We start from the raw sequence: 20,750 nt of genomic DNA on the forward strand, positions 1-20,750 counted from the left end.
GCGGGTGCGGAGCTGTTGTGCGGGCCTCTCGGAAGCCGCGGGCTTCGGGGCGGTGGTCGTGCTCACTGCTCCTCCTCCTGCTTCAGGATCAGGCGGAAGTAGAAGGACATGACGATCACGAGGATCAAGATCGTCAGGACGGAGATCGCGGCGGCGAGGCCGTAGTGGGCCTGGCTCTGGCCCTCGACGTAGGCGAAGACCGGCAGGATCTCGGAGGCGCGGTCCGGGCCGCCCTTGTTCATCGCGTAGACCTGGGTGAAGGCCTTGAACACCCAGATCACCTCGAGGAAGGTGGTGATGAGGAAGAAGGGCTTCAGGTTCGGGAAGACGATCTTCCAGAAGGTCTGCCAGCCGTTGGCCCCGTCCATGCGGGCGGCTTCGTACAGCTCGGCGCCGACGGTGGTGAGGCCGGCGTACATGTTGAGGGCGACGAACGGGATGGAGCCCCAGACCACCAGGATCGTGACGATCACCATGGTGGAGAGGCCGGTCTCCATCCAGTTGTGCTGCTCGTAGCCGGAGAAGCCGGCGGTGCGCATGACCCAGTTCATGACGCCGAACTGCTCGTCGAACAGCCAGCGGAAGACCTGTACCGAGGCGACGATGGGCATGGCCCAGGCCATCACCAGGGCCATCGAGAGGACCAGTCGCATCTTCTTGCCGAGCTTGTTCAGCAGGATGCCGATCAGGCTGCCCAGCACCATGATCAGCGCGACGTTGGCGAGGGTGAAGGCGAAGCTGCGGACGACGACGGTCCAGAAGTTCGTGTCACCGAGCAGCTCGGTGTAGTTGTCGAGTCCCGCGAAGGGGTACTTCCGCTGGATGAACTCGATCTTGTTGATGTCCTGGAGGGACAGGATCACGTTCTTGATCAGCGGGTACAGCAGGAGCGTCGCGAGGGCGAGCACCGCGGGCGCGACCAACAGGTAGGGCAGCCACCCGGTGGGGAGCGGCTTTCTGCCTCCGCGAGGCGGCGCGTGGCTGGCGCCGGTTGCTGGGGCCGGCGTCTCGGGCAGTCCGGCGGACTTCGGTGGTGCGTCCTGTGGAGCGCTGGTCACCGCTCCCTGGGAGTGCACGGTCATGGCTTGGCTTCCTCGCGGTTGACTGTGGAGTCAAATGCGCGACCGGGGGCGCGGCGGGTGTCCGGGCACCTGCCGCACCCCCCGGTGCGTTCACACGGCTGGGTCGTGCGGGTACTGCGGGGCGGGACTACTTGTTGATGCGCTTCGCGATCTCCGCGTCCGCGTCCGCGCCCGCCTTGGCGGCGTCCTCACCCTTCAGGACCTTGGTCATGAACTCCTTGATGGGGTTCGGCTCGGTCTCGACGTTCGCCCAGCCCGCGGTGACCGGGGTGATCTTGCCGTTGGCGCCGGCCTTGCCCATGGCCTCGGCGAAGGAGCCCGCGGCGGGGGCGAAGTTGGCACCGGCCTGGTTGGGGAGCAGTGCGCCCTTGGTCTCGGTGGCGTACTTGGTCATCTGGTCCTTGCCTGCGGCCAGGGCCAGCCACTCCTTGGCGAGCTCCTTGTTCTTGGAGCGCTCGGCGATGGCGAGGTTCGAGCCGCCGATGAAGACGGTGCCGGACTTGTCGGCGGTCTTGCCCGGGATCGGGAAGTAGCCGAAGTCGGCTTCCTTGCCCGCTTCCTTCAGGGCCTTCTCCGCGCCGCTGGCCTCCCAGCCGAGACCGATCCAGGAGGCGACGCCGCCCTTGGGAACGATGTCGGTGGCCTGCTGCGGGGTGGCCTCGTCCTTGTCCTTGGGGGCGGTGGAGAAGGACTGGAGCTTCTTGTAGAAGTCCATGGCGGAGGCGGCCTGCGGGGTGCCCAGTCCACCCTTCCACTTGCTGCCGTCCTTGAGGGCGAGGTCGCCGCCCTCGTCCCAGATCAGGCCCGCGAGGACGTACCAGCTCTGGCCGGGCAGGTAGATCGGCTGCGAGGCCGGGTCGGCCGCCTTCAGCTTCTCCAGGCCCGCGACCCACTCGTCGCGGGTGGTGGGCGGGGTGACGCCGGCCTTCGCGAAGGCCTTCTTGTCGTAGATGACGACGCGGTTGGCGGCGTACCAGGGGGCGGAGTAGAGCTTGCCCTCGACCTCGGCCGAGGCGAGCATGCTCTTCTGCCAGGCGTCGGCGCCGAGCTGGGCCCTGTCCTTCGTCAGGTCGGCGAGGCCGCCGGTGACCGCGTAGCCTGCGGTCTGCGTGTTGCCGAGCTCAAGAACGTCCGGAGGGTTGTTCTCGGAAAGGGCCGTGGTGACCTTCTCCTGGATGCCGGTCCACTTCTGCTCCTCGACCTTGACGGTCACACCGGGGTGCTTGGCCGAGAACTCCTTGTTGACCTCTTCGATCCAGGCCTTCGGCGCGGAGCCGTCCATGACCCAGACGGTGATCTCCTTGGGACCCGCGTCGGCCTTGGCCTTGTCGTCGTCCCCATTGCCACAAGCCGCGAGGCCGATAACCATGCCCGCGACTCCAACCGCCGCGATGAGCTTGCGCTTCACGCCACCCTCCTCAGGGATGCCTGCCTGCACTTCCCTTGCCCGCCGCGGTGACATACGCGAAGTACTGCCGTGGGGCCGGGATCTGATCCATATTGGTTTAGACCAGTAGCTGGAGCTTGGCCTAGACCTTTAGGGGTGTCAAGGGTCTAATGAGCGGGTGCCCGGTCCGTTATCGGACCGACACCTGGGGAGAGAGAAGGCCTGTCCCCCCTTACGTGTCACGATGTGACCGCACATATCGGAGGAGCCGGTGACGGCAGCGAAACTGGAGTCGGGAAGGCGGGCGGCGATGGCCACCGAAGGGGCGACCACGGAGCCGGAAGGCGGGGCGGCCACTCGCACGGCGCGTGTGCCCAAGTACTACCGACTCAAGCGGCACTTGCTCGACATGACCGAGACGCTGCCGCCCGGCACGCCGGTGCCGCCCGAGCGCACGCTCGCGGCCGAGTTCGACACCTCGCGGACCACCGTCCGGCAGGCCCTCCAGGAACTGGTCGTAGAGGGACGACTGGAGCGGATCCAGGGCAAAGGCACCTTCGTCGCCAAGCCCAAGGTCTCCCAGGCCCTGCAACTGACCTCGTACACGGAGGACATGCGGGCCCAGGGTCTAGAACCCACCTCCCAGCTCCTCGACATCGGCTACGTGACGGCCGACGACACCCTCGCCGGACTGCTCAAGATCACCACCGGCGGGCGGGTGCTGCGCATCGAGCGGCTGCGCCTGGCCAGCGGTGAGCCGATGGCCATCGAGACCACCCACCTCTCGGCCAAGCGCTTCCCGGCGCTCCGCCGGTCGCTGGCCAAGTACACCTCCCTCTACACCGCGCTCGCCGAGGTGTACGACGTGCACCTGGCCGAGGCCGAGGAGACCATCGAGACCTCACTGGCCACCCCGCGCGAGGCCGGCCTGCTCGGCACCGACGTCGGGCTGCCGATGCTGATGCTCTCCCGGCACTCCCTGGACGCCGACGGCGAACCGGTGGAGTGGGTGCGGTCGGTGTACCGCGGCGACCGCTACAAGTTCGTCGCCCGGCTCAAGCGCCCCGCCGTCTGACCTCGCCCGACCTCGCCGCCCGCCGGGCCCCGCGTACCCCGTTCCTTCACATACCGGAATACGGACGGGGTCTTACGCTCAGCGGGCAATCCCCCGTAGATTCCCTGCGCTTACGCAGATGATCGACGAGGGGACGAGGTCATGCCTGAACCGGAAGCAACAGGGACAGAACGGGACTCGGCGAGTCCGGGAAACACGCCGGGCTCGCCCTCTCCCAAGTCCATCGCCGCGTGGGTGCTCGTCGGACTCGTCGGTGCCATCGGCTGGGGCGTGCTGGCGCTCTCGCGCGGCGAGGAGATCTCCGCCGCCTGGCTGCTCGCCGCCGCGCTGGGCTCGTACGCGATCGCCTACCGCTTCTACGCGCGCTTCATCGCGGACCGCGTACTGAAGGTGGACGCCACCCGGGCCACCCCCGCCGAACGCCTGGACAACGGCGTCGACTTCCACCCCACCGACCGCCGGGTGCTCTTCGGCCACCACTTCGCGGCCGTGGCCGGCGCCGGCCCGCTCGTCGGCCCGGTGCTCGCCGCACAAATGGGCTATCTGCCGGGCACCATCTGGATCGTCGCCGGCGTGATCTTCGCCGGGGCCGTCCAGGACATGGTCACGCTGTTCTTCTCCACCCGCCGCGACGGGCGTTCGCTCGGCCAGATGGCCCGGGACGAGATCGGCCCCGTCGGCGGGGCCGCCGCCCTGGTCGCCGTGTTCGCCATCATGATCATCCTGCTGGCGGTGCTGGCCCTGGTCATCGTCAACGCCCTGGCGCACTCGCCCTGGGGCGTCTTCTCCATCGGCATGACCATCCCGATCGCCGTCTTCATGGGCTTCTACCTGCGCGTCCTGCGGCCGGGCCGGGTCACCGAGGTCTCCGTCATCGGCGTCGCGCTGCTGCTGCTCGCCATCGTCGCGGGCGGCTGGGTCGCCGAGTCCTCCTTCGCCGGCACCTTCACCCTGGAGAAGGAGACGCTGGTCATCTGGATGGTGGTGTACGGCTTCCTGGCATCGGTGCTGCCGGTGTGGATGCTGCTCGCGCCCCGCGACTACCTCTCCACCTTCATGAAGGTCGGCACGATCGCGCTCCTCGCGCTCGGCGTGGTCATCGCGATGCCCACCCTGAAGATGCCCTCGGTCACCGACTTCGCGGCGAGCGGCGACGGGCCGGTCTTCGCCGGGTCGATGTTCCCCTTCGTCTTCATCACCATCGCCTGTGGCGCCCTCTCCGGCTTCCACGCCCTGGTCTCCTCGGGAACCACCCCGAAGATGATCCAGAAGGAGACCCAGGTCCGCATGATCGGCTACGGCGCCATGCTGACCGAGTCCTTCGTCGCCGTCATGGCGATCATCGCGGCCTGCATCATCGAGCCCGGCCTCTTCTTCGCGGTCAACTCCCCCGGCGGGGTCATCGGCACCACGGTCGAGTCCGCCTCCCAGGCGGTGACCAACTTCGGCTTCGCCATCTCCCCCGAGGCGCTCGCCCAGGCCGCCAAGGACGTCGAGGAAGCCAGTCTGCTCTCGCGCACGGGCGGCGCTCCGACCTTCGCACTCGGAATGTCGGAGATCTTCTCCGCCGTGGTCGGCGGCGCCGGCATGAAGGCGTTCTGGTACCACTTCGCCATCATGTTCGAGGCGCTCTTCATCCTGACGACGCTCGACGCGGGCACCCGCGTGGGTCGGTTCATGCTCCAGGACACCCTCGGCAACGTGCACAAGTCCTTCAAGGACGTCAGCTGGAAGCCCGGCGTGTGGTTCGCGAGCGCGATCGTCGTCGGCGGCTGGGGCTACTTCCTGTGGGTCGGCATCAAGGACCCGCTCGGCGGCATCAACCAGCTCTTCCCGCTCTTCGGCATCGCCAACCAGCTGCTCGCCGCGGTCGCGCTGGCCGTCTGCACCACGCTGCTGATCAAATCCGGCCGGCTCAAGTGGGCCTGGGTGACGGGCGTTCCGCTGGTCTGGGACGCCACGGTGACCCTCACCGCGAGCTACCAGAAGATCTTCTCCGAGGACGTCAAGGTCGGGTTCTTCGCCCAGCGCGACAAGTACCAGGCCGGAATCGACGCCGACAAGGTGCTGGCGCCCGCCAAGAACATGGACGACATGCACACCGTGGTCACCAACGCCACGGTCGACGGCGTGCTGTGCACCTTCTTCGCCCTCCTGATCATCGTGGTCCTCGCGGACGCGGCCCGGACCTGCCTCAAGGCCGTCCGCGACCCGGGGTCGGCGACCCTCTCCGAGACCCCGTGGACCAAGTCGAAGATCGTCGCCCCGGCCGGCCTGATCGCGACCGCCGAGGAACGCGCGGAGCTCGCCGCCGTGGGCCCGGACGCGGGCGGCGGACACGTCAAGGAGCCGGTGGCGTGAGCACCGTACGGGGCGCGCTGGCCAGGGCCCGGTTCTTCGTACGGGAGTTCTCCGGGGAGGCCGCGTACGACCGCTACGTGGCCCACGCCCGCTCCCACGACCCGGACGCGGAGGTCCTCACCCGCCGCGCCTTCGAACGCGCCCGTACGGACGCCCGCGAGGCGGACCCCCGCGAGGGCTTCCGCTGCTGCTGACGGGCCGAGGGGCCCCGCCGCGCACCGCGGCGGGGCCCCTCGGCCGTGGTCAGCGCACCCAGTCCTTGAGGGGCTCGGTCGGGAGGGTGATGCCGACGGGGTCGGGGAGCTTGACGTCCTTGCCGAAGGGGACGGTGCGGACGGTCTCGTACCGATGCCCGTCGGGTTCACTGTGGACCGAGACCTCACAGCTGTCCCTGTCGATCAGCAGATAGACGGGAATGCCGGTCTCGGCGAAGGCCCGCGGCTTCTCGATCCGGTCACGGCGGTCGGTGTCGGAGTCGTACGAAGTGACCTCCACGACCATCAGAACAGCGTCCGGGGCAACCCACTCGCCCTGCGCCTTCATGAAGCCGCTCGGCGCCAGGACCCCATCCGGCCGGGCACGCCCATCGCGATACTGCTGCACCTGCAAACCTTGCTCGCCATAGAGGAAGAGCTCAGGACGATGCTGGATGCAGATGCGCATGAGCCACTCGATGATCAGTCCGTGGTCCCCGTCCGGCACCGCCTTAACCCCCAGCTTCCCATCGATGAATTCCAACCGCAGCCCCTCCACCTCTCTGGCGCCTATACGCGCGAGGGTCTCGAACTCCTCGGTCAGCATGTGGGGGCGGTCGGTCATCACGGTCATGCCTCGCTCACCTTCCTCGACGGTGCTGCTTCCGACGATAGCGCCGGGCGTGGACACCCGTCCTGCACACTCGACCGCATGGACATGGTGATCAGAACGGCGGTGCCCGCCGACTACGCGGAGCTGGGCGAGATCACGGCGCGGGCCTACCTCGCCGACGGGCACCTGGACTTCAACGAGGACGACGCCTACCTGAACGTGCTGCGCGACGTGGCCGGCCGGGCCGCCCGGGCCGAGGTGCTCGTCGCCGAGCGGGACGGACGGTTGCTGGGCGGTGTGACGTTCGCCGCTCCGGGCAGTCCGCTCGCCGACGTCGCGGCCCCCGACGAGGCGGAGTTCCGGATGCTCGCGGTGGCCCACGAGGCGCGCGGCCAGGGCGTCGGCGAGGCTCTGGTGCGGGCTTGCATCGAGCGGGCGCGGGCCGTGGAGGGCGTGCGCGGCCTGGCCCTGTCCACCCAGCGCAGCATGGCCGGCGCCCATCGGATCTACGCGCGCCTGGGCTTCGTACGCACTCCGGGGCGGGATTGGGCGCCGATCGAGGGCCTGACACTCCTCACTTACCGGCTCAAGCTGTAGCCACGCCGACACTACATGTGGGGGTTACCGCACAGGGCCGCCCCCACATGTATGCTCATGCCTGCTGTCGCTGCAGGGGAATCCGGTGCGAATCCGGAACTGTCCCGCAACGGTATGAAGTGTCCGGCTACCGGACGCCAAGTCCGATGACCTGCCGACAGCGCGCCCGGCTCGACCGAACCGGGTGCCGATTCGTCCGGGCCTCGCGGTTGGGCCGGTGGACGCCATGCGGGGTACGCGTTCTCGTCGCGCCCGCGTGCGCCCGCTCGCGCCCCGCCCCGCCGATGACCGGGCCGAGCGAGGGAGAGCTCCCGCCGTGACCATCGCGCCTTCCGCACCGCGCGCCGAGTCCACTTCTGGCGACAACACCGAGGGCCCGGGGGCCACGCTGCTGCGTACCCTCACCGAACTGACGGCGGACCTCCCCGACACCGACCCCGGCCGGGTCGCGGCCTCCGCGCTGCGCGGCCGCAGCTCCGCGGCCGACGACGCCGAACTGCGCGGGCTGGCCACGGAGGCCGCCGCCGGTCTGATCTCGGAGGACCCGGCCTACTCCCGGCTCGCCGCCCGCCTGCTGACGCTGGCCGTGCGCGACGAGGCCGCGAGCCAGGGCTCCACCTCCTTCTCGGCCTCCGTCGAGGTCGGCCACCGCGAGGGCCTCATCGCCGACCGCACCGCCGAGTTCGTCCGCACCCACGCGGCCCGGCTCGACTCGCTCGTCGAGCTGACCCTCGCCGAGGGCGCCGACGACCGCTTCGGCTTCTTCGGTCTGCGCACCCTGCACAGCCGCTACCTGCTGCGCCACCCGATCACCCGTCAGGTCATCGAGACCCCGCAGTACTTCATGCTGCGCGTGGCCTGCGGCCTGGCCGCCGACGAGAGCGTCCAGGCAGTGGAGGAAGTGGCCTCGCTGTACCGGCTGATGAGCCGCCTGGACTACCTGCCGTCCTCCCCCACGCTCTTCAACTCCGGCACCCGGCACCCGCAGATGTCCTCCTGCTACCTGCTGGACTCCCCGCTGGACGAGCTCGACTCGATCTACGACCGCTACCACCAGGTCGCGCGCCTGTCCAAGCACGCCGGCGGCATCGGCCTCTCGTACTCCCGCATCCGCGCCCGCGGTTCGCTGATCCGCGGCACCAACGGCCACTCCAACGGCATCGTGCCGTTCCTGAAGACCCTCGACGCCTCCGTCGCCGCCGTGAACCAGGGTGGCCGCCGCAAGGGCGCCGCCGCCGTCTACCTGGAGACCTGGCACGCGGACATCGAGGAGTTCCTGGAGCTCCGCGACAACACCGGTGAGGACCAGCGCCGCACCCACAACCTGAACCTGGCCCACTGGGTGCCGGACGAGTTCATGCGCCGCGTGAACGCAGACGCCGAGTGGTCGCTGTTCTCCCCGGCCGACGTGCCCGAGCTGGTCGACCTGTGGGGCGACGAGTTCGACGCCGCCTACCGCAAGGCCGAGGCGGACGGCCTGGCCCGCAAGACCATGCCGGCGCGCGACCTGTACGGCCGGATGATGCGCACCCTCGCGCAGACCGGCCAGGGCTGGATGACCTTCAAGGACGCCTCCAACCGCACGGCGAACCAGACGGCCGAGCCGGGCACCGTCGTGCACTCCTCGAACCTGTGCACCGAGATCATCGAGGTCACCAACGACGGCGAGACGGCCGTCTGCAACCTCGGTTCGGTCAACCTGGGCGCGTTCGTCGTGGACGGCGAGATCGACTGGGAGCGGATCGACGAGACCGTCCGCACGGCCGTCACCTTCCTCGACCGCGTCGTGGACATCAACTTCTACCCGACCGAGCAGGCCGGCCGCTCCAACGCCCGCTGGCGCCCGGTGGGCCTGGGCGCGATGGGCCTCCAGGACGTCTTCTTCAAGCTGAAGCTGCCCTTCGACTCTCCCGAGGCGAAGGCCCTGTCCACCAAGCTCTCCGAGCGCATCATGCTGGCCGCCTACGAGGCCTCCTGCGACCTCGCCGAGCGCAGCGGCCCGCTCCCGGCCTGGGAGCAGACCCGTACCGCCCGCGGTGTCCTGCACCCCGACCACTACGACGTCGAGCTGAACTGGCCGGAGCGCTGGGATGCGCTGCGCGCCCGCGTCGCCGAGACCGGCATGCGCAACTCCCTGCTCCTGGCCATCGCCCCGACGGCCACGATCGCCTCGATCGCCGGCGTGTACGAGTGCATCGAGCCGCAGGTCTCCAACCTCTTCAAGCGCGAGACGCTCAGCGGTGAGTTCCTCCAGGTGAACGGCTACCTGGTGGAGGAGCTGAAGCAGCTCGGCGTGTGGGACGCCCAGACCCGCGAGGCGCTGCGCGACTCCTCCGGCTCGGTCCAGGGCTTCGGCTGGATCCCGGCCGAGGTCCGCGAGCTGTACCGCACGGCGTGGGAGATCCCGCAGCGCGGTCTGATCGACATGGCGGCGGCCCGTACGCCGTTCCTCGACCAGTCGCAGTCGCTGAACCTGTTCCTGGAGACGCCCACCATCGGCAAGCTCAGCTCGATGTACGCGTACGCCTGGAAGCAGGGTCTGAAGACCACCTACTACCTGCGTTCGCGCCCGGCGACGAAGATCGCCCGCGCCGCGCAGGCGGCCACCCCCGTCGAGCTGCCGCAGGCGGTCGCCGACGCCGAGGCGCTGGCCTGCTCCCTTGAGAACCCCGAGTCCTGCGAGGCCTGCCAGTAATGAGCTCCAACGACAACAAGAACCTCCTGGACCCGGGCTTCGAGCTCACGCTGCGCCCGATGCGCTACCCGGACTTCTACGAGCGCTACCGGGACGCAATCAAGAACACCTGGACCGTCGAGGAGGTCGACCTCCACTCGGACGTCGCGGACCTCGCGAAGCTGACGCCCTCCGAGCAGCACATGATCGGCCGACTGGTCGCGTTCTTCGCGACGGGCGACTCGATCGTCTCGAACAACCTGGTGCTGACGCTCTACAAGCACATCAACTCCCCGGAGGCGCGCCTGTACCTGTCGCGCCAGCTGTTCGAGGAGGCCGTGCACGTCCAGTTCTACCTGACGCTGCTCGACACCTACCTGCCCGACCCGGACGACCGCGCGGCGGCCTTCGACGCGGTCGAGGAGATCCCCTCCATCCGCGAGAAGGCGCAGTTCTGCTTCAAGTGGATGGACTCGGTCGAGAAGATCGACCGGCTGGAGACGGCCGCCGACCGCCGCCGCTTCCTGCTGAACCTGATCTGCTTCGCCGCGTGCATCGAGGGCCTGTTCTTCTACGGCGCCTTCGCGTACGTGTACTGGTTCCGCTCGCGCGGTCTGCTGCACGGCCTGGCCACCGGCACCAACTGGGTCTTCCGTGACGAGACCATGCACATGAACTTCGCCTTCGAGGTCGTGGACACGGTCCGCAAGGAGGAGCCGGAGCTCTTCGACGACGCCCTCCAGCAGCAGGTCACCGACATGCTCAAGGAGGCCGTGGAGGCGGAGCTGCAGTTCGGCCGCGACCTGTGCGGTGACGGCCTGCCGGGCATGAACACCGAGTCGATGCGCGAGTACCTGGAGTGCGTCGCGGACCAGCGCCTGGTCCGTCTGGGCTTCCCGCCGGTGTACGGCTCGCAGAACCCGTTCTCCTTCATGGAGCTGCAGGGCGTGCAGGAGCTGACGAACTTCTTCGAGCGCCGTCCGTCGGCCTACCAGGTCGCGGTCGAGGGCACGGTGGACCTGGACGAGGACTTCTAGTACTTCACGTACGTCAAGGGGTTCCGGGGAAGTGACCGGGGAGCCGGGATGCGGGGTTTCCGTGTCCCGGCTTCTCGCGTTCCCCGGTGGTCAGTGGGCGATGGGGCCCCAGTACCTGCGGGCGGAGGGCCGGAAGGTGCGCCGGCGCGGGGTGGGCGGGAGGCCGCCCGCACGCTGGCGGGGGAGCCACACGAGCCGGGTCGCGACGGCCCGGATCTGCTGGTCGATCCGCCGGTCGCGCAGGATCCCGTACAGGCTGGGCCCGAGCAGGAGGGCGGCGATGGCGAGGACGGCGAGGTAGTTCACGAAGGTGGTCATAGCTCTACTGTCCGCCTGATCGCCCATGATCGACAGTGGCAGTACTGTCATAGAAGACCGAATTACTGCCACACTGGGGTCATGCTGAACAACGTGGCCGTGGCCCTCGTCGACGGAGTCGCCCCCTTCGAGCTGGGGATCTTCTGCGAGGTGTTCGGAATCGATCGCAGTGACATGGGCGTACCGGTGTACGACTTCGCCGTGTGCGCGGCGGAGGACGGGCCCCTGACCGTGGGCGGGGGCGCTTTCGGGATCACCCCCGCGCACGGACTGGAGCGACTGGAGGAGGCCGACCTCGTCTGTCTGCCGGCCGCCGGTGACGCCGCCGCACGCATCTATCCCGAGCCGCTGCTGGCGGCCCTGCGCCGGGCCGTGGACCGGGGTGCACGGGTCCTCAGCGTGTGCAGCGGGGCCTACGTCCTCGGCGCCGCCGGGCTGCTGGACGGCCGCCGGTGCACCACGCACTGGATGCACGCCGCGGCCCTGACCCGCCGCTTCCCGCGGGCCGTCGTCGACCCGGACGTGCTCTACGTGGACGAGGGTTCGGTGATCACTGCCGCCGGCACGGCCTCGGGCATCGACGCGTGCCTGCACGTGGTCCGCCAGGAACACGGGGCCGAGGTGGCCAACATCATCGCGCGCAGGATGGTCGTACCGCCGCACCGGGACGGCGGACAGGCCCAGTTCATCCAGCGACCGTTGCCGCGCACGGCCTGTGACACGGTGGGCGAGGTGATCGAGTGGATGGCCCGCCACCTGGACGAGGAGATCACCGTCGAGCAGCTCGCGGAGCGCGCGCACATGTCCCCGCGGACCTTCGCCCGCCGCTTCCTCCAGGAGACCGGCACCACCCCGTACAAGTGGGTGCTGCGCCAGCGGGTCCTGCTGGCGCAGGAGCTGCTGGAGTCGACCGGCGAGACGGTGGACGCGATCGCCGGCCGCTGCGGCTTCGGCAACGCGGCGGCCCTGCGCCATCACTTCCTGCGGACCCTGGGCACCACGCCGAACTCGTTCCGGCGCGCCTTCCGGGGCCCGCAGGCCGCCTAGGCCGATCAGGCGTTGGGGACGGTCTCGTAGCGCGGGGTGCCCTCTTCCATCTGGCGGAGGGCGTCCTTGCGGTCGCGCTTCGAGAGGCGGTCGATGTAGAGGTAGCCGTACAGGTGGTCGGTCTCGTGCTGCAGGCAGCGGGCGAAGTAGCCGGTGCCGCGCACCTTGATCGGGTTGCCCTGCGCGTCCTGGCCCTCGACCTCGGCGTAGTCCGGGCGGGCCAGCGAGGCGTACGCCGTCGGGACCGACAGGCAGCCCTCGTTCGAGTCGTCCAGCACCCGCGCGCCGGCCGGCAGCTCGATCAGCTTCGGGTTGACGACGACACCGGTGTGCCGCTTGCCGTCGTCGTCCGGGCAGTCGTAGACGAAGACCTTGGCGTCCACGCCGATCTGGTTCGCGGCCAGGCCGACGCCCTCGGCGGCCTTCTGGCTGGCGAACATGTCGTCGATCAGCTGCGCCAGTTCGTCGCCGAACTCGGTGACGTCCTTGCACTCCCGGTGCAGGACCGGGTTGCCGACCACGGTGATCGGACGGGCCGTGCCGCGCTGACGGTGGGCGAGCTCGCGCGCCTCACAGTCCTCGGTGTCCACGACGTACCCGTCGTTCACGCCCTCGACAACCTCGTTCTCCTGCTGCGCCATGTCCGCCGTACGCCTTCCGTAAGTGCCGGTCACCGATGGCCGTGGTGGCCACCGATGTGCCCGTACAGCCTACGGCCCCGGGTCAGCAGACTTCTTCGAGATCCCGCCACTCCCTGGTATCCGGGCTGTCCGCGACCCAGCCGTCGAGCAGTCCGCGCACCAGACCGGCCGGTGCCGCGATCCCGCACTCGCGCTCGGGGACCCACAGGGAGCCGGAGCCGGCCGTACGGTGCCCGAGCGGTCCGGGATGGCCCGGCTCGCTGTGGTCGTGCGGATCGAGGTGCTGCTCACCGTCGCCCTCGTCGCTCGGCATCTCGCTCTCCGAGCAGGTCCGGCACAGCAGCCGCACCGACGAGGACCAGTCCTCGGCGGCGAATCCGGCGTCCGAGGCCAGCTGCTCCAGCGCGTCGCGGTCCGCCTCGGTGGCCGCCTCCAGCAGCACCACCCAGGTCGGCACCGGGGACGGCGCCCACAGCTCGATCTCGTCGAACACGGGGTAGGAGGGCCCGGCGGCGGTCATCCGCTCGCCGTGCGGGACCCCGTCGTGGAGCACGACCTCGCCCCAGCGCCGCCCCGAGGAGGGCAGCGGGATCGACAGGACCTCCAGCCGGGCCGGGTCCAGCCGGCGGCCCCAGACCACCTCGGCCTCGCCCTCGGGCGAGAGCCGAACGGCGGCGCTGCCGAGCTCCATCCCGACCGGCTCGCTCGCCCCCGCCGCGTCCCCGGGCACCTTCAGCCCGTACGCCTGCCAGGCCCGCCGGGCCAGCGGCCAGTCCTGCAGCGCGGTGGCGGCGATCCCCACGTTCCACCAGTCCGGGGCGCCCGTCTCACGGTCCAGCAGGGCCACGGCACGCAGCCCGGCGGCCCGCGCCTGCTCCCAGTCGTGCCGGAACTTGTGCAGCAGGGCCAGATTGAACCAGGACTCGGACAGCCAGGGCTCCAGGTCCGCCGCTCTGGTCAGCAGCGCGCCCGCGTCCTCGTACCGACCGTCGCCGATCAGCGTGAACGCGCGGTCGGTGGCCTGCCGCCACGAGGCGGAGGGCCGATGCCGTACCTTCCCGAAGATCCTCACGATTCCCGCCTGCCTGGGGGCACCTCCCAGCGGTTGCTGGGGACAACGGTGCAGCCTTGCGGACACTCCTACGGTCCCTCTTACTGGCATCCAACCATGCCCACTCGGACGGCCGCTCATTACCCATGGGTTACCCAGGCGGGACGGGCACCACTCTGCCACGTCCGCCCCTGGCCAGAACCCTTGCCAGGCACTCCACGACCTCCGGCTGGTAATCATGCCCGGTGCCCAGACGGAGCCGCTCCAGGGCGGCCAGTGAGCCAGCCGGGTGACGGCTCCCGCCGACCAAATCGTCGTACGCGTTCACCGTACGCACGATCCGGGCCGCCGTGGGCTGCTCACGGTACGGATCCGCCTGCCGCTCCACCACCACGGCGACCTCGGCCGGCACCCCGGTCTGCCGGGCCACCTCCCCGCCCAGCTCGGCGATCCGGCGGGCTTCACCGTCGGGCAGCCCGGCCGTGGCCCCGTCCGGGACCGGGTCGACGAGGGAGAGCTGCCCGATGTCGTGCATCAGGGCGGCGTACTCCAGCACCGTGAGCTCCCGCTCCGACAGGCCCAGCTCCCGGCCGACGGCGCAGCTCAGGGCGGCCACCCGGCGGGAGTGGCCCGGCCGGGTGCAGCCGGCGATCTCGGTGGCGCGGGCCAGCGAGGTGATGGTCTGGCGGTAGGTGGTGCGGATCGCGGTGATCCGGTGGAAGGACAGCTGGGTCAGCAGCAGCGGCACGCTGAAGACGGTGATGGCCCACAGGCCCGCGACGGCCGCGCCGAGCGCCATCACGACCCCGGTGGCACAGATGGCCGAGCCGACGCCGAGCTGGGAGCGCAGTTCGTCGTGGAGCAGCGGGCCGTACGGCCGCCCGGTCCGGGCCCCGGCGAGGGCGGCGGCGAGCACGGCGTCGCACAGGGCGGTGAGGCCGAGGAGGAAGAGCAGGAAGCCGACGAGGTACGGGCCCTGGCCGACCCACTGCTCCAGTCGGCCCGAGTTGTAGAGCGGCTGGAAACAGGCGGCGGCGAAGGCGACCGTGAGCACCCGGCGGGACAGGTGGTCGAGGGCGGGGCCGCGGCCGCGGGCGATGTGCGGGACGATCCCGGGGAGGACGGCCGCGACGACGACCGCGACGGTCTGGAGCACCCCGTGGTGGGTGGGCTGTCCGGCGTTCTGGCCGAGCAGGGCGTAGGCCAGGGCTCCGGCGGAGCCGAGCGGTGCGGGGTGGCGGCCGAGGGGGTCCTGGCGGTCCCGGCGGGCGACCTCCCCTACGGTGATCAGGGCGGCGAAGGCGAGGGCGGCGCCGGGCTCGGCGAGGCCGGTCCACAGGGTGTGGCCGAGTGCGGCGGCGGTGAGCACCCCGGCGGCCCCCCGCACGGTCCACGCGGCCGGGCCCCTCATCCGCCCGCCCCGGTGCCGTCCGCGTCCAGCCCGGCCCCGCCGGCGGGGCCGGGGGCCGCGGGGACCCTGTCCGGCGGTGGGGCCGCTGCGACCGGACGGGAGCCCTGTTCCGGCATCCCGGCCAGGGCCGAGGGCACCGGCACCGGCCCCGCGGAAGCGGCAGCGGCAGCCGCCGGGATCACCTGGAGGTCCTCGTCCGAGGTCACCACCGGGTGCCAGCCGGTCCGGCCGATCGCGTCGACCAGCGCCCGCACCATCGAGGGGTCGAACTGCACCCCCGCGCACCGTTCCAGCTCCGCCAGGGCGACCGGCACCGGGCGGGCCCGGCTGTACGAGCGGGTCGAGGTCATCGCGTCGAAGGCGTCCGCGACCGCCACGACCCGGGCCAGTACCGGGATCTGCTCACCGGTCAGGCCGTACGGATAACCGGAGCCGTCGACGCGCTCGTGGTGGTGCAGGATCGCGGACCGAGCCTCGCCGAGGAAGCCGATGCCGCGCACCATCTCGTGCCCGTACTCGGGGTGCAGTTCGATGATCCGGCGCTCCTGCGGGGTGAGCGGCCCGTCCTTGCGCAGCAGCCGGGTCGGGACGCCGAGTTTGCCCACGTCGTGCAGGATCCCGGCGATGCGGACCGTCTCCAGCCGGTCCTCCGTCATGCCCAGCTCGCGGGCGATCATCGTGGAGGCCTGACCGACCCGTTCGCTGTGACCCCGTGTGTAGCGGTCCTTGATGTCGACGGCCTGGACGAGGGCGCGGATGGTCGCCTGGTGGGCGGTGCGCTCGCGGTGGTACTGGGCGAAGACCCAGCAGGAGATGTACATCGGCAGCAGGACGAGCAGCGCGGCCGGGGGCCCGTAGGGGCTGCGCCACATGACGGCCATCATCAGGCCGGCGAGGCCGTGGACGCAGTGCGGGGCGAGGGATGAGGTCAGGAGCCCGCGCCAGGCGGTGGCGGCCGGGCGGCGTTCGGCGACGGCCAGGATACCGCCGTCGAGGACGGTGAGCACCAAGCAGAAGGCGATGGCCGCGGCCGTCGCGGGAAGCAGCACGGAGGGGAAGTCGGCCGGTCCTACGAGGGGCCCGGAGCCGGCGAGGGACCCGGAGCTGAGTGTGGCCGGGCCGCGCAGCAGCCCGTAGGCCTGGCCCGCGACCCAGGCCGCTGTCGCCTGCTGCGCGCCGTGCCACAGGCGGCGCACCCGGGCGGGTCGCTGGACGACGGTGCCCGCGAGCCCTCCGGGCAGGGCCACGAGCGCGGCGGCGGCGGGCGGCAGCAGGAAGACGGCGGCGAGGACCACGGGGAAGAAGGGGCCGATGCCCTCCGGCACCCGGCTGCGCAGCGGCGGGCAGGCCTTGAGGAGTTCGCCACCGAGGTAGAGCACGGCAAGCGGGGCCACGGCCGCCCAGGGCGTACCGGAATCCGTGAGGGCGGGGGTGGTGCACGCGACGGCAGCGAGAACGGCGCACAGGATGAATCCGCGCGCCCCCGGCGGAAGTGCCCGCATGGCGCTCTCCTCCCCTGTGCCGTGCACACCGGCTGCTGAATCGAGCCAGCACCGAATGGGGAGAATAGGTGGGGCCCGGAGCGAGGTGGGCCACATTTCGGCATTGGGCCATGCGGGCGCCCCCGGATTAGCACATTCGGGTGAATGAACTGCTCTTCCGGGGGCGGGTGTTCCGTCGTCTAGCCGGTCACCGGCGCGGGTCAGCCGGGAGCGGGATTGTCGGCGGTGACGTCATGGTCGGGCACCGCCTGACCGGACCTAATCAGTTCGATCCGGCCCATCACCTTCGACCGCAGGTCGGTCGGCACGTCGTCCGACCCGCAGCAGCGCTTGACCAGCTTCTTCACGGCCTGTTCGAGGCCGTACTTCTCCAGGCAGGGATTGCACTCGCCGAAATGCGTCTCGAACTTCGTGCAGTCACTGTCCGGCATCTCCTGATCGAGGAACTCGTACAGGTGATCCAGGACCTCAGAGCACTCTGTCTCGTGCGGCTCTCCGCAACTCATGAGTCCGAGCCTTTCCGGTCGTTCGACTCTCCCGCGCCCGCGGGAACCAGCCCGCGCTCACGGGCATAGTCCTCCAGCATTCCGCGGAGTTGACGGCGGCCACGGTGCAGTCGCGACATGACCGTACCGATGGGTGTACCCATGATGTCCGCGATCTCCTTGTACGCAAAGCCCTCTACGTCGGCAAGGTAGACCGCGATGCGGAACTCCTCCGGAATGGCCTGCAGGGCTTCCTTCACGTCAGAATCCGGCAGGTGGTCGAGCGCCTGCGACTCGGCGGAGCGCAGTCCGGTCGACATGTGCGACTCGGCGCGCGCCAGCTGCCAGTCCTCGATCTCCTCCGCTGCGCTGCGCTGGGGCTCGCGCTGCTTCTTGCGGTAGGAGTTGATGAAGGTGTTCGTCAGGATGCGGTAGAGCCACGCCTTCAGGTTGGTGCCCTCGCGGAACTGGTGGAAGGACGCGTACGCCTTCGCGTACGTCTCCTGGACCAGGTCCTCGGCGTCGGCCGGATTGCGCGTCATGCGCAGCGCGGCCGAGTACATCTGGTCGAGGTAGCCGAGGGCGTCCCGTTCGAAGCGCGCATTGCGCTCCAGGGTCGTCTCCTCCGCGTGGCCTTCGTCGGTCCCAGCGACAGGACCCACCTCCTCCGACAGCGTGGCGGCTCCGAAAGCGGATCCGCTCGAATCGGAGAATAGTCGACCTTCCCGGCCCTCCGCCGCCCGAAGCGAGCCGCGCTTGGGTGCCGGCAGCACCGTCCAGTCCAGGTCAGCGGCCTGCCGACGGTTCTGGCTGATGACCTGGGTCATGCGCTCCCTCTCCTCCGACGAGTTCCCCTACGTTCCGACATCCGAGACAACAGAAGGGGCGGGCGGCGCATTCCCGGGCGCCGGAAGGCTTTTCGGCTTTTCGGCTTTCCGGCTTTCCCCGGGACGCGGCCGGCGGGCGGCCTCAGACGGAGAGCCGCGCGAGCCACTCCCCCACCGCTTCGGTGATCGTCAGGAGCGCTTCCTCCTGGGTGGTGTCCGCCTTCTTCGGCACCGCGAAGCCGTGATCGGCGTACGCCACCTCCACGAGCTCGTACGGGTCCTGCGCGCTCGGTGGCGGGAACTCCTCGGGCCGCCCGAAGGGGTCCCGGCCGCCCTGGACCACGAGGGCGGGCCGGCCGGCCCCGGTGAGCTCGTCGGCGCGGGACTTCTCCGGCCGGCCCGGCGGGTGCAGCGGGAAGGCCAGTGCCAGTACCCCGGCTGCTCCCAGCTCGGCGGCGGTCCGGCAGGCCACCCGGGCCCCGGCGCTGCGCCCGCCCGCGACGACCGGCAGCCTGGGCTCCGTGAGCGCCGGCCACAGCCCGCGCCAGCCCTCGTCCAGCACCTTGGGCGCGGCGGCGACCTTCTTCCCGGCGACCCGCCAGGGTTGTTCGACCAGGGCCACCGTGATTCCGCGGGCGGGCAGGGCGGCGGCCAGTGCCCGGAGGTCCCGGGCCTCGATGCCGCCGCCGGCGCCGTGGCTCACGGCGAGCACGAGCCTCGGCTCCGGCGCCGGGTGCCAGGTGATGCGGGCCTCGCCCGCCGTGGTGTCGACGCTCTCGGTACGCGTGGTCATGCGTCCCATCCTGCCCGGGTCAGAAGAGGGTGCCCTCCTCCGGCGCGGCCAGCTCCGTCAGCAGCTCCGGCCCGTTGTTGCGCACGTTGCTCACGGCGGTCGAGACCGGGTAGGCCCGCATCAGCCCGCCGGGCGGCGGGGCGAGCAGCTCCCTCAGCGAGCCCTCGGTGTCGGTGTTCGCCGGGTCCAGCCAGGCGTCCCAGCGGTCCGGGGTCAGCATCAGCGGCATCCGCGGGTGGATGTCGGCGAGCGAGCGCGGTCCCTCGGCGGGGGCCGCGCCCAGGGGGCCGGCCTCGGCCTCGGTGGTGATCACCGAGCAGGTGACCCACCAGGAGAGCGGGTGGTCGTCGGGCAGGGTCCGGTCGCGCCAGAACTCGTATATGCCGGCCATGGCGAAGACGGAGCCGTCGGAGGGGAGCACGAAGTAGGGCTGTTTGCGGGCCCGCTTCTTCTTGCCCTCCACCTCCAGCTGCCGCTCGTCGTGGGCGGTGACCCACTCGTAGTAGCCGTCGGCGGGGACGATGCAGCGGCGCTGCGCGAAGGGCCGGCGGAAGGAGGGCTTCTCGTGCAGGGTCTCGGACCGGGCGTTGATCATCCGCGCGGCGCCGTCGGGGTTCTGGGCCCAGGAGGGGACCAGCCCCCACTTCAGGACGCGCAGCTGGCGAACCGGACGGGAGTGCGGGGCGTCTTTGAGGGGACGGTCGAGGACCACGTGGACCTCTTTCGTCGGCGCCACGTTGAAGTCGGGGGCCAGGGCCTCCTCCGGCTCCCACCTCTCGATGCCGAAGGCCTCCACGAGGTCCTCGGGCCTACGACTCGCCGCATACCGTCCGCACATGGCTGTCACACTGCCATGTCGCCCGCACCTCACCGCAAGGAGTCCGCCACCTTATGGACAGCAGCACGACCGCCGGTCTGTGGGACCGGCTCACGGGCATACAGGCCTCGCCCGACCTGTGGCTGGTGATCGTGACGGGGCTCGTCGCGGCGGCCGCGGTGGGGCCCCGCCCGCTGTGGCGGCTCTCGCGCAACGCCGTCACCATCGCGCACGAGGGCGGGCACGGGCTGTTGGCGCTGCTGACCGGGCGGCGGCTGAGCGGGATACGGCTGCACTCGGACACCAGCGGGGTCACCGTCAGCCGGGGCAAGCCGACCGGGCTGGGGATGATCCTGACCGCCGCGGGCGGGTACACGGCGCCCTCGCTGCTCGGGCTGGGCGGGGCGGCGTTGCTGTCCGCGCACCGGATCACGCTGCTGCTGTGGGTGGCCACCGCCCTGCTGGTGGCGATGCTGGTGATGATCCGGAACGCGTACGGGGCACTGACGGTGGTACTGACCGGCGGAACCTTCCTGCTGGTGTCCTGGCTGGCCCCGGCCGGGGTCCAGGCCGGTTTCGCCTACTTGGTCGTTTGGTTCCTGCTGTTCGGCGGGGTCCGGCCGGTCTTCGAGCTGGGGGCCAAGCGCCGGGGCGGCGGGGCCCCCGATTCCGACGCCGACCAGCTCGGCCGGCTCACGCACCTGCACCCGGTGGTGTGGTTGCTCTTCTTCCACGTCGTCGCGCTGTGCTCGCTGATCGGCGGGGCCCGTTGGCTGCTCGCCCTGTGACCGCTCCCTGAGACGGGGCCGGGATCAAGATCTGGGGTCGGGGGAAGCCA

20 protein-coding genes and 1 riboswitch are annotated in these 20,750 nt (G+C 70.5%); of the genes, 8 read left to right on the forward strand and 12 right to left on the reverse strand.

The features are described from left to right. Nucleotides 1–62 precede the first annotated feature (62 nt). Entirely contained in the window at nucleotides 63–1,082 is a 1,020-nt protein-coding gene (locus OG207_RS15510) for a carbohydrate ABC transporter permease (protein ID WP_329099117.1), read from the reverse strand. A 127-nt stretch (nucleotides 1,083–1,209) separates the two neighbouring features. Next, complete coding sequence (locus OG207_RS15515; protein WP_329099118.1) at nucleotides 1,210–2,490, reverse strand: extracellular solute-binding protein; 1,281 nt, start codon at nucleotides 2,488–2,490, stop codon at nucleotides 1,210–1,212. A gap of 289 nt (nucleotides 2,491–2,779) precedes the next feature. Between OG207_RS15515 and OG207_RS15520 the strand changes: the two genes are divergently transcribed. The 3 genes from OG207_RS15520 to OG207_RS15530 all read left to right on the forward strand — a co-directional run bounded on the left by OG207_RS15520 (nucleotide 2,780) and on the right by OG207_RS15530 (nucleotide 6,099). Next, nucleotides 2,780–3,544 (forward strand): GntR family transcriptional regulator, encoded by a 765-nt coding sequence (locus OG207_RS15520; protein ID WP_030016685.1) that lies wholly within the window; start codon nucleotides 2,780–2,782, stop codon nucleotides 3,542–3,544. A gap of 141 nt (nucleotides 3,545–3,685) precedes the next feature. Continuing rightward, a complete protein-coding gene (locus OG207_RS15525) occupies nucleotides 3,686–5,905 on the forward strand; it encodes a carbon starvation CstA family protein (protein WP_329099119.1) in 2,220 nt (739 codons plus the stop codon). Beyond that, complete coding sequence (locus tag OG207_RS15530) at nucleotides 5,902–6,099, forward strand: YbdD/YjiX family protein (RefSeq protein WP_329099120.1); 198 nt, start codon at nucleotides 5,902–5,904, stop codon at nucleotides 6,097–6,099. The genes OG207_RS15525 and OG207_RS15530 overlap by 4 nt, the downstream gene beginning before the upstream one ends. A gap of 49 nt (nucleotides 6,100–6,148) precedes the next feature. On the opposite strand, the gene OG207_RS15535 is transcribed toward OG207_RS15530, so the two are convergent. Further along, entirely contained in the window at nucleotides 6,149–6,733 is a 585-nt protein-coding gene (locus OG207_RS15535; protein ID WP_329099121.1) for a Uma2 family endonuclease, read from the reverse strand. Nucleotides 6,734–6,811: 78 nt separating this feature from the next. Between OG207_RS15535 and OG207_RS15540 the strand changes: the two genes are divergently transcribed. The 3 genes from OG207_RS15540 to OG207_RS15550 all read left to right on the forward strand — a co-directional run bounded on the left by OG207_RS15540 (nucleotide 6,812) and on the right by OG207_RS15550 (nucleotide 11,020). Then, the gene (locus tag OG207_RS15540; RefSeq protein ID WP_329099122.1) at nucleotides 6,812–7,309 is read left to right on the forward strand and encodes a GNAT family N-acetyltransferase; all 498 of its coding nucleotides are present in this window, start codon (nucleotides 6,812–6,814) and stop codon (nucleotides 7,307–7,309) included. Between the two features lie 51 nt (nucleotides 7,310–7,360). After that, nucleotides 7,361–7,482, forward strand: a riboswitch (cobalamin riboswitch). Nucleotides 7,483–7,625: 143 nt separating this feature from the next. Further along, nucleotides 7,626–10,004 (forward strand): ribonucleoside-diphosphate reductase subunit alpha, encoded by a 2,379-nt coding sequence (locus tag OG207_RS15545; RefSeq protein ID WP_329099124.1) that lies wholly within the window; start codon nucleotides 7,626–7,628, stop codon nucleotides 10,002–10,004. Beyond that, on the forward strand, nucleotides 10,004–11,020 hold the full coding sequence (locus OG207_RS15550; protein WP_030385960.1) for a ribonucleotide-diphosphate reductase subunit beta: 1,017 nt from the start codon (nucleotides 10,004–10,006) through the stop codon (nucleotides 11,018–11,020). The genes OG207_RS15545 and OG207_RS15550 overlap by 1 nt, the downstream gene beginning before the upstream one ends. Before the next feature lie 90 nt (nucleotides 11,021–11,110). On the opposite strand, the gene OG207_RS15555 is transcribed toward OG207_RS15550, so the two are convergent. Continuing rightward, nucleotides 11,111–11,338, reverse strand: a complete 228-nt coding sequence (locus OG207_RS15555) for a hypothetical protein (RefSeq protein ID WP_329099125.1) — start codon at nucleotides 11,336–11,338, stop codon at nucleotides 11,111–11,113. A gap of 81 nt (nucleotides 11,339–11,419) precedes the next feature. Here OG207_RS15555 and OG207_RS15560 point away from each other — a divergent pair, with 81 nt between their 5' ends. Beyond that, entirely contained in the window at nucleotides 11,420–12,385 is a 966-nt protein-coding gene (locus OG207_RS15560; protein WP_329099126.1) for a helix-turn-helix domain-containing protein, read from the forward strand. A gap of 5 nt (nucleotides 12,386–12,390) precedes the next feature. Here OG207_RS15560 and def read toward each other — a convergent pair whose 3' ends face one another. The 8 genes from def to OG207_RS15600 all read right to left on the reverse strand — a co-directional run bounded on the left by def (nucleotide 12,391) and on the right by OG207_RS15600 (nucleotide 19,933). Next, nucleotides 12,391–13,026, reverse strand: a complete 636-nt coding sequence (def, locus tag OG207_RS15565; RefSeq protein WP_329099127.1) for a peptide deformylase — start codon at nucleotides 13,024–13,026, stop codon at nucleotides 12,391–12,393. 82 nt (nucleotides 13,027–13,108) lie between these two features. Continuing rightward, nucleotides 13,109–14,098, reverse strand: coding sequence for a tetratricopeptide repeat protein (locus tag OG207_RS15570; RefSeq protein ID WP_329099128.1), 990 nt, complete (start codon nucleotides 14,096–14,098; stop codon nucleotides 13,109–13,111). A gap of 130 nt (nucleotides 14,099–14,228) precedes the next feature. Then, entirely contained in the window at nucleotides 14,229–15,488 is a 1,260-nt protein-coding gene (locus OG207_RS15575; RefSeq protein ID WP_329099129.1) for an HD-GYP domain-containing protein, read from the reverse strand. Then, nucleotides 15,485–16,990, reverse strand: a complete 1,506-nt coding sequence (locus OG207_RS15580) for an HD-GYP domain-containing protein (RefSeq protein ID WP_329099130.1) — start codon at nucleotides 16,988–16,990, stop codon at nucleotides 15,485–15,487. Before OG207_RS15580 ends, OG207_RS15575 begins: the two co-directional genes overlap by 4 nt. Nucleotides 16,991–17,190: 200 nt before the next feature. Then, nucleotides 17,191–17,496 carry a mycothiol system anti-sigma-R factor gene (gene rsrA / locus OG207_RS15585; protein WP_030012982.1) on the reverse strand — a complete coding sequence of 102 codons (306 nt, stop codon included), beginning with the start codon at nucleotides 17,494–17,496 and terminating at the stop codon, nucleotides 17,191–17,193. Continuing rightward, the gene (locus OG207_RS15590; RefSeq protein WP_030012983.1) at nucleotides 17,493–18,137 is read right to left on the reverse strand and encodes a sigma-70 family RNA polymerase sigma factor; all 645 of its coding nucleotides are present in this window, start codon (nucleotides 18,135–18,137) and stop codon (nucleotides 17,493–17,495) included. The genes rsrA and OG207_RS15590 overlap by 4 nt, the downstream gene beginning before the upstream one ends. Before the next feature lie 307 nt (nucleotides 18,138–18,444). Beyond that, nucleotides 18,445–19,095, reverse strand: a complete 651-nt coding sequence (locus tag OG207_RS15595; RefSeq protein ID WP_329099131.1) for an alpha/beta hydrolase family protein — start codon at nucleotides 19,093–19,095, stop codon at nucleotides 18,445–18,447. 19 nt (nucleotides 19,096–19,114) lie between these two features. Beyond that, nucleotides 19,115–19,933 carry an SOS response-associated peptidase gene (locus tag OG207_RS15600; RefSeq protein WP_329099132.1) on the reverse strand — a complete coding sequence of 273 codons (819 nt, stop codon included), beginning with the start codon at nucleotides 19,931–19,933 and terminating at the stop codon, nucleotides 19,115–19,117. 53 nt (nucleotides 19,934–19,986) lie between these two features. On the opposite strand from OG207_RS15600, the gene OG207_RS15605 reads away from it, so the two are divergent. Beyond that, nucleotides 19,987–20,700 (forward strand): M50 family metallopeptidase, encoded by a 714-nt coding sequence (locus tag OG207_RS15605; protein WP_329099133.1) that lies wholly within the window; start codon nucleotides 19,987–19,989, stop codon nucleotides 20,698–20,700. Nucleotides 20,701–20,750: the final 50 nt, after the last annotated feature.

Source organism: Streptomyces sp. NBC_01439, assembly GCF_036227605.1.
GTDB lineage: Bacteria > Actinomycetota > Actinomycetes > Streptomycetales > Streptomycetaceae > Streptomyces.

Bases quoted from the DNA above. Each gene is read 5' to 3' on its own strand.
- OG207_RS15510 (WP_329099117.1), bottom strand. From the start codon at position 1,082: ATGACCGTGCACTCCCAGGGAGCGGTGACCAGCGCTCCACAGGACGCA.
- OG207_RS15520 (WP_030016685.1), top strand. From the start codon at position 2,780: ATGGCCACCGAAGGGGCGACCACGGAGCCGGAAGGCGGGGCGGCCACT.
- OG207_RS15525 (WP_329099119.1), top strand. From the start codon at position 3,686: ATGCCTGAACCGGAAGCAACAGGGACAGAACGGGACTCGGCGAGTCCG.
- OG207_RS15535 (WP_329099121.1), bottom strand. From the start codon at position 6,733: ATGACCGTGATGACCGACCGCCCCCACATGCTGACCGAGGAGTTCGAG.
- OG207_RS15540 (WP_329099122.1), top strand. From the start codon at position 6,812: ATGGACATGGTGATCAGAACGGCGGTGCCCGCCGACTACGCGGAGCTG.
- OG207_RS15550 (WP_030385960.1), top strand. From the start codon at position 10,004: ATGAGCTCCAACGACAACAAGAACCTCCTGGACCCGGGCTTCGAGCTC.
- OG207_RS15555 (WP_329099125.1), bottom strand. From the start codon at position 11,338: ATGACCACCTTCGTGAACTACCTCGCCGTCCTCGCCATCGCCGCCCTC.
- OG207_RS15560 (WP_329099126.1), top strand. From the start codon at position 11,420: ATGCTGAACAACGTGGCCGTGGCCCTCGTCGACGGAGTCGCCCCCTTC.
- def (WP_329099127.1), bottom strand. From the start codon at position 13,026: ATGGCGCAGCAGGAGAACGAGGTTGTCGAGGGCGTGAACGACGGGTAC.
- OG207_RS15575 (WP_329099129.1), bottom strand. From the start codon at position 15,488: ATGAGGGGCCCGGCCGCGTGGACCGTGCGGGGGGCCGCCGGGGTGCTC.
- OG207_RS15580 (WP_329099130.1), bottom strand. From the start codon at position 16,990: ATGCGGGCACTTCCGCCGGGGGCGCGCGGATTCATCCTGTGCGCCGTT.
- rsrA (WP_030012982.1), bottom strand. From the start codon at position 17,496: ATGAGTTGCGGAGAGCCGCACGAGACAGAGTGCTCTGAGGTCCTGGAT.
- OG207_RS15595 (WP_329099131.1), bottom strand. From the start codon at position 19,095: ATGACCACGCGTACCGAGAGCGTCGACACCACGGCGGGCGAGGCCCGC.
- OG207_RS15600 (WP_329099132.1), bottom strand. From the start codon at position 19,933: ATGTGCGGACGGTATGCGGCGAGTCGTAGGCCCGAGGACCTCGTGGAG.
- OG207_RS15605 (WP_329099133.1), top strand. From the start codon at position 19,987: ATGGACAGCAGCACGACCGCCGGTCTGTGGGACCGGCTCACGGGCATA.